This is a genomic window from Consotaella aegiceratis (assembly GCF_036541425.1).
GTDB lineage: Bacteria > Pseudomonadota > Alphaproteobacteria > Rhizobiales > Rhizobiaceae > Consotaella > Consotaella aegiceratis.
This window is the reverse complement of the sequence record NZ_JAZHFT010000090.1, coordinates 1-6,148: the sequence shown is the minus strand read 5'-3', so window position 1 is coordinate 6,148 and position 6,148 is coordinate 1. Positions and strand designations below refer to the sequence as shown.

General features: G+C 64.0%; 5 protein-coding genes. All 5 read right to left on the bottom strand.

From position 1 onward, the window contains the following. The coding region (locus SMD10_RS24715; RefSeq protein ID WP_331688388.1) for a M10 family metallopeptidase C-terminal domain-containing protein at window positions 1–1,570 on the bottom strand (1,570 nt) is incomplete at its 3' end. Between the two features lie 147 nt (window positions 1,571–1,717). After that, a complete protein-coding gene (locus SMD10_RS24710; protein ID WP_331688387.1) occupies window positions 1,718–2,134 on the bottom strand; it encodes a hypothetical protein in 417 nt (138 codons plus the stop codon). A 373-nt stretch (window positions 2,135–2,507) separates the two neighbouring features. Next, complete coding sequence (locus SMD10_RS24705) at window positions 2,508–3,833, bottom strand: HlyD family type I secretion periplasmic adaptor subunit (RefSeq protein WP_331688386.1); 1,326 nt, start codon at window positions 3,831–3,833, stop codon at window positions 2,508–2,510. A gap of 34 nt (window positions 3,834–3,867) precedes the next feature. Further along, window positions 3,868–5,661: a type I secretion system permease/ATPase gene (locus SMD10_RS24700; protein WP_331688385.1), complete on the bottom strand. Its 1,794-nt coding sequence runs from the start codon at window positions 5,659–5,661 to the stop codon at window positions 3,868–3,870. Between the two features lie 164 nt (window positions 5,662–5,825). Then, window positions 5,826–6,148, bottom strand: a 323-nt coding sequence (locus tag SMD10_RS24695; RefSeq protein ID WP_331688384.1) for an adenylyl-sulfate kinase, incomplete at its 5' end; no start/stop codon positions are given.

The window sequence follows — 6,148 nt, the reverse complement described above, 5'->3', positions numbered from 1 at the left end:
TCAGGCCCTGCAGCACGTTGCCGCCCGCATCGCCGCCCAGGACGTCGTTGAAGTTCGATCCGATCAGGTTCTCCACGGCGACATAAACATCCCCGGCAGCCTCGCCGGTGTTGCTCGAAGACGCCAGGAAGTCGGCCGTCACCCCGGCGGCCGCGCCGGCATAGGATGCGGCGTCCAGCCCGATCCCACCGTTCAACGTATCCGCGCCGGCGCCGCCGTTCAGCACGTCGTTGCCCGCTCCGCCCGCCAGCACGTCGTTTCCGCCCGCTCCGACGAGCAGGTTCGCCCCGCCGTTGCCGAGGATCGTATCCGAGGCACTGCCGCCGATGGCGTTTTCGACCACCGTCCCGCGCGCGATCGACAGGTTCATGGTTCCGCCGAGGACATTGGAAAAGCTCTCGGCGCTCAGGTTGATGAGTTGGGCGACATTGGCGCCCGAGAAATCCAGCGTATCGACACCGCCATCGTCATAGACGGTCATGAACATGTCGGAGCCGATCAGAACCGCGGCGTCGAGCGCGGCATTGCCGGTGTTGGAGTTGAAGCCGTAAGTGGTGTTGCCGGTCCGCGTGCTGGTGTCGTCGCCGTAGAGGCGCTGAATCGCGATGATGTCGGCGATGCCCATCGTCAGCATGTAGCGGAAATCCGCGTCGACGAAGGTGTTGGGGCCGGAGAACTCGTCCCCGTTGGCCTGCATGTACGACATGATCGAATAGGCCAGAGAGTCGTTCAAATAGTAGTTGTCGACGCCGTACGTCGCGCTTCCGTTGTAGTTGCCGCCATGGCCCAGACCGAGCGCGTGCCCGATCTCGTGCATATAGGTCTCGAAGGAATAGCTGTCGTAGCCCGTCCCGAAGTAGTCCAGCCAGCCCGTGGTGATCTGTACCGTCACCGAGGTGAGCGTGGAGCCGGATGTACTCCAGTTGGTGTAGGCGTCGATACCATCCTCGCTGTCGTCGAAGGTGATTTCGGCCACTCCGGAGACCTCGACGAACTGAATGCCCGTCACGTCCGCCCACGCTTGCAGGGCGCTGCGCGCAAGATTCTGACCCGCGGCGGTCAGTCCGGTCAGGTTGACCGTGAGCGAGCCGTCGTCGCCGACGTCAAAGGACGAGCTCGGGGATGCGCCGAAATACTCCATACCGTTGTCGGTGAGTTGCCAGGCGATCTCGTCCGCCGTGAACACCATGCCTTCGGTGTTCTGTTCGACTGCGGTGATGATGTAGTCGCCGGTGTAACTGTTGCTGTATGCGCCGACGTCCAGATAGTAGGTGCCCGACGTCGTCGCAGTGAAGCTCAGCAGGGAATCGCGACCGTTGACACCGCCCCAGACCGATGAGCCGGCGTCGTCATTCGAGCCGATGAGCGTGCCGGAAGAATCGCGAAGGTACAAAAACGGGTCGAAAAGTCCGTCCGTTCCTATGCCATGCAGCCGAAATTCATAGGTCTGGCCCGCTTCCAGATCGACGCGGTACCAGTCGTGGTCGCCGATCGTCTCAAGCGTGCCGTAGACCGTGCTCCCAATCGGCGTGACCGCGGTCGTCGAAGAATCGCCGGGAACGTCTACCATCTGTATCCTCCATCTCCGCAGCGTTCGGCTGGCGTGTCTTCACCTTCGTCACGGGGACGCTGCAAACCCGGAAAACGATCTTTCCCTTCCGGGTAAAAAGGGTGGCCCGATCCGCCTCGGCATCGGGGCGCCGAAGCAACCCGAGCATCAGATGAGCCCGAGCAAGAGACCGATCGGCCTGACCAGAGTCCGGGCCGAACCCGGCGTAAGCGCCCGGTCCCAACTGGAAAGAGAGGAGGTCGAAGAGCGCCCCACGGCGGCACCGTCCCCTTCGGCCAGCCGCTCGCGGAGAACGACATCGGCCATGTACGGCGACCGAATTTGCAGCCGCACATCCACGCCGCGGCCAGACGCATCGGTCCCCGTCGCCACGGAGACACCGAGATCGCGCTCGAGGTCTGCCGCCAATTGCGCACAAAACTTCGCCTCGAAGTCCGCCGGAACTCCCGAGGCGCTTCCTTCCACCGAGCACGACAGCGCGAGAGACCGCTGTCGCGCCGCAGCAGCGTCTTCAGTCGGCACGACGAAACCGCTCATCAGTCCCAGCAGGCCCGCAGCGATCACGCCGAGCGCGCAATTTCGCCGCGCTGGGCTCCGCACCATCGTGCCGCCCGGCCAATCGCGCCTGTTGTCCCCACCTTGATCGGTTTGCATCGACGATCCGCATTGCCCTCTTAATCTCAAAGCGATGAATCGACAGACCCACATTCAGCGTATCTTCAGAAAAAAAAGCACGCAAATCCCAAATCTTCAAGCAAAATAATTATGGCCGGCGGCCGGATCATGAGAATTTGCGCCGAAATCGGACAACGGCATTAAATTCCCGTAGACAACTACAGGTAACCGTATCCTCCCGACAGGCGGCAGAGTTGGAAAAACCCGATCTTTTCCCGGCAGCCCGACAGACGATCGTCCTTGGCGCCATGAAAACTTTCCGTCACTTTTCGCGGAAAGCATGCTGCATGGAGTCGAGCAACGGCCGGATCAGGTAGTCGGCGAAGGTCCGTTCACCAGTGGAGATGAAGGCTTCCACCGGCATGCCAGGGTAGATCTGACTGGCTTCGATCCCCGGTGGCAGCTCGTCGCCGATCTTCAGCCGAACCGCATAATAGGCTTGTTCGGTCTCGGGTATCACGAGATGGTCGGCCGAGATGTAGAAAACCTTGCCCTCGACCCTGGGCGCCGTCCGGCTGTTGAGCGCGGTGAACATCATCTCGGCGTCCTGGTCGAGCTTGATGGCGTCGATGTCCTGTGGCCGGATCCGCGCCTCCACGATCAGATCGTCGGTCGTGGGCAAAAGTTCCATCACCACCTCGCCGGGGCGCACCACGCTTCCTTCCGAATTGTAGACGGAGCGGACCACGATGCCGTCCACCGGCGCGCGCACGACGGTGCGATCGAGGATGGACTGCGCCGTTCGGACCTGTTCCTCCAGGTCGGCGGCCTCCGTGCGCGCCTCGTTCAGGCTGGTGATGGCATCCTCGACGCGCGTCGTGGTGCGCATTTCGATCTGCTCGCGCGCCTCGCTGAGCTGCGTCACCGTGCTGGCGATCTGTGCCTCGAGCGATCCGGCCTGCCCGACCAGCGCCGCCGTGGCCCGCAACAACCCGGTGTATTCGTCGCGGTTCGTCAATCCCTTGTCCAGGAGCGCCTTCTTGCGGACGACCTCCTCCTGGACGATCGCCAGCTGATCGTCGCTGGCGCGCTTCTGCACGCGCAGGCCGTTGATCGATTCCCGTAGCGCGTCGACGCGCTGGGCGAGGATCTGCATCTCGGAGGTGTAACGCGCCATGCGCGCGTCGAACTCCTTCTGCTGCTCCCCGAAAACCTGTCCAGCCTGCAGGCCGTCCGGAAATCCAGCGAGACTCGCCGGCATCGTCAATGCCTGCGCGCCATCGCGTTCCGCTTCGAACTTGGCGATCTCCGATCGCTTGCTGATCAGCTGCTTCAGCAGCCGGTTCATCTGGGCCTGAGCGGCGGTCGGGTCGAGCACCAGCAAAGCCCCGCCCTTCTCGACCCGGTCGCCCTCCCGCCGCACGACCGCTTGTACGATGCCGCCTTCGAGGTGCTGCACCATGACGTTCTGACCGGCTGCGGCGATCACGCCCGGCGCGATGATCGCGCCGGCGAGGGGCGCGGTGAACGCCCATGTTCCAAAGCCGCCGGCGAATAGCGCTATCGTAGAATAGCCCAGCACCGCGATCGGCGCGGTACGGATCGGGATCAGATCCCGCCAGCGCGCCTCCACTGCCCCTGCCCGCATTGCCATCTCCTGTCGCGCGCCCGAGCCGAGACGCCTACTCGGCCCCAGGCTGCGAAAGCGAAACGGCAGCGGTCCACGCGGCCCCCTGAGCCGCCTTGATCGGCACAACCGAGGCAACCGGCTCGCGCGCCGGGGCCGGATTGTCCGGCTGCGCCGCCGCCAAGGGGAGAGACAGTCTGCGAATCACGTCCTGAGCCGGGCCCAGCAGCTCGATCTGGCCGTCGCGCAGCATCAGAATGCGATCGCATCGGGCTGCGATCGTCGGCCGGTGGGTGATGACGATGACCGTGGCGCCCCGCGCCTTCGCCTGGAGGACCGCATGCTCCAGCGCCTTTTCGCCGTCCGCGTCGAGGTTGGCGTTCGGCTCGTCCAGAACGATCAGCCTGGGATCGCCGTAGAACGCGCGGGCAAGCCCGATACGCTGTCGCTCGCCCCCGGACAGGCGCACGCCCAGCGGCCCGATGACGGTGTCGTAGCCGTCCTTCTGGGCGAGCACCATCTGGTGAACCAGAGCCCTCTCCGCCGCATCGATGACGGATAGACTGCTGGCGCCTGGGACAAATCGCGCGATGTTGTCGGCGATGGTCCCGGGAAACAGCTCCACGTCCTGCGGCAGGTAGCCGACATGCAGGCCGAGTTGGTCGGGGTCCCAGTTCCGAATGTCGGCCCCGTCGAAACGAACCACGCCGGATCGCGGTTCGATGGCGCCGACGAGAAGCCGCGCGAGCGTCGACTTGCCCGCTCGGCTGGGCCCGACAATGGCGAGCGTTTCGCCGGCGGCGACGCCAAAGTTGACGCGCTTGATCAGCGGCTGGGCTCCCTCTCTGCTGTCTGGAGGAAAGTAGACGACCTCCTCGACCTTGACGGCGCCTTGCGGGGCCGGCAACTCGGTCCTGGCGGTCTGGGCGCCCGTTTCGAGCCCGCTGACAGCCGATATCCGCCTCCACGCGGCGTTCGCCTCCCAGATTTGCCGCCAGCTGCCGACGATCTGGTCGAGCGGCTGCAAGCCTCGCGCCGACATCATGGAGGCAGCGAAGATCATGCCCGCCGTCATTTCCCCTTGGAGGGCCAGATAGGCGCCGATACCGTAAGTCGCGATCTGCAGCAGCAGGCGCACCGTGCGCGCCGCGCTGCCGAAAAAGGCGTTGGTCGCCGCCAGTCGATCGTAGACCCGTACCGAATCCGCAAAGCGCGCACCCCATTGCTCGACGGCATTGGACGCCATGCCCAGCGCACGCACGGTCTCGAAATTGCGCGCAAAAACCTGGGCGACGTTGGTGGCTGCCGACAACGCATCGCTGGCCTGCCGCGCCTTGGCGCGCGTCGCCGCCTGATTGGCAAATGCGACGGCAAGCATCAGAAAAGCGCCGACCACCGTCATGGCGAACAGCACCGGATGAACGAAATAGAGGAGGAGAACGAAGACCGGGGCGAACGGCAGATCAAACAGGAAGAAGACCGCGCGCGAGCTGATAAAATTGCGGACGAGAGCGAGATCGCGCAGAGGCTGGACATCCCCGAGCCCCGCCTTCGGACCCTGCATCGCAGCCAGGAACAAGCGCGGCCCCCAAGCGAGATCGATCCGGACCGCCACCTGGCTGGCGTAAAGCGAGCGGACCGATTCCAGCACGCCGAGAACCGCCAGCGCTCCGACCGCAATCAGGGTGATATAACCCAACGTGTTCAGATTGGCCGAAGGAATGACCCGATCGTAGACCTGCAGCATGTAGAGCGGCATCGCCAAGAGGAGCAGGTTCACGATCGCCGAGAACAGGCCCAGTTCAAGAAAAGCTCTCCGCAGCATTCGTCCCAGTTTCAAGTTGGCCATCGCGAAACGATACTTTTCGACGACGCAGCGCCACGCCCAAAAACAAACGCCGATGATAGCACGTCAGGCCTGTTTTTCCAACAGCCAGCGCAAGCGCAAAACAAACCTTGCGGCGGCTTGGGCCGCCGGACGGCCTGGGCGGCCGCCCCGCCGGCACCAGCCGATCAGAGATAATGGCGCGCTGTCAGGTACTCGACCACCTGCTCGGCGAGTTCCTCCGGCGACGTCATGCCAGCGGCGAGCTGCAGTTCCGGGCTTTCCGGCGGCTCGTAGGGACTGTCGATGCCGGTGAAGTTCTTGATCTCACCAGCCCTGGCACGTTTGTACAAGCCCTTCGGGTCGCGCCGTTCGGCGACATGCAGGGGTGTATCGACGAAGACTTCGATGAACTCGCCTGGGTCCAGGAGGTTTCTGGCGAGTTGGCGTTCGGCGCGGAACGGCGAGATGAAGGAGCAGAGCACGATCAGCCCGGCATCGGCCATCAGCT